This is a genomic window from Hymenobacter sp. IS2118 (genome assembly GCF_000715495.1).
Classification (GTDB): Bacteria; Bacteroidota; Bacteroidia; order Cytophagales; family Hymenobacteraceae; genus Hymenobacter.
In genome coordinates this window covers 1-1284 of sequence record NZ_JNLX01000062.1, presented here as the reverse complement: position 1 = coordinate 1284, position 1284 = coordinate 1, and the positions used below count along the sequence as shown (strand labels likewise).

1 protein-coding gene and 1 pseudogene are annotated in these 1284 nt (G+C 60.9%); both read left to right on the top strand.

What is annotated here, in order from left to right; translation table 11 throughout:
* Window positions 1–777: pseudogene (locus GM79_RS26455) on the top strand (IS5 family transposase); the annotation flags it as partial.
* Window positions 778–945: 168 nt separating this feature from the next.
* Window positions 946–1284: hypothetical protein (locus tag GM79_RS04390; RefSeq protein WP_035559889.1), on the top strand; the 339-nt coding region annotated here is incomplete at its 3' end.

The following is a 1284-nucleotide window of genomic DNA, read 5'->3' as shown; positions in this document are numbered from 1 at the left end:
GTTTACTGCTTATTTACTTTTCAGCATGCGCCGTCACGAAATTTCTGATGCTACCTGGGCCCTGGTTGCCCCGCACCTCTCCGGCAAGGCCGCCGATGGCGGGGCGACGGCCGTCGATAACCGGCTGTTTTTCAACGCTGTGGTGTGGATAATGCGCACCGGCTGCCCGTGGGCCGACCTGCCCGAACGCTTCGGCAAGTCCGACACGGCCCGCAAACGCTTCCGCCGGCTGGCCGAAAAAGGCGTCTGGCGCCGCCTTTTCCAGGTCGTCCAAGCGCCGGAGCTGGACTGGGTGCTGCTCGACTCGACCATCGTGCGGGCGCACCAGCACGCGGCGGGCCAAAAAAAAGCGACGCTCAGACCGAGTGCCTCGGCCGCAGCCGGGGCGGGATGAGCACCAAAATTCACGCCTGCGTCGAGTCGCTGGGCAACGCGGTGCGCCTGCTCGCCACCCCCGGCCAGGCCGGCGACAGCCCGCAGGCGCTGCCCCTGCTCGACGGCCTCGACGTGGGCCAGGTAGTGGCCGACACGGCCTACGACAGCGACCAAACCCGCGCCTATTGCGCTCAACGCGGTATTCAAGCCGTCATCCCCAGCCACCCCAACCGCACCCAACCGCTGCCCCTGGACGAGAATGCCTACCGCGACCGCAACAAAATCGAACGCTTTTTCGGACGCATGAAGCAGTATCGCCGCTTGGCCACCCGCTACGAGAAGACCATCGTTTCCTTCCTCGCGTTCTGGCATATCGGAGCAGCACTTGATTGGCTTAGATGAATAACTCATTTCTTAATGTCCTCACGCCCTAGAGCCCCGAGAAACTACCAAAACATGTGGGCCAGCTACAGCGTAACGCGCCGAACTAGCGTAACGCGCCGAACTCAAGCTTGGCATTGTCCTTGCCAAGACAAGTTGTTCTCTATGTTTTTTTGCTTATCAATTCTCATGCAACACCTCCTCAAGCCATTACGTTTTGTCTTCCTCTCAGCCTTTGTACTGGCCGCCTCGCCTGTTGTTGAGGCTCAGACGAACGCCGCAGCCACCAAGCCCAGTTGGGGCCCAGCCATCCCAGCGGGCCGGCAATACTACTACATCCCCGAAATCAACGGTTTCTACGACGCAATCACCCGCGAGTACCTGATTCAGCGCAACGGGGTCGGCAGTTGGGTGCGCACCAGCAGCGTGGCCACCAGCACGGCCAGCTTCCACCCCGTGGTCATGGATTACGTTGGCGCTAAGCCCTGGACCCTTTACGACGCCTACCAAGCCAAGTACAACAAAGCT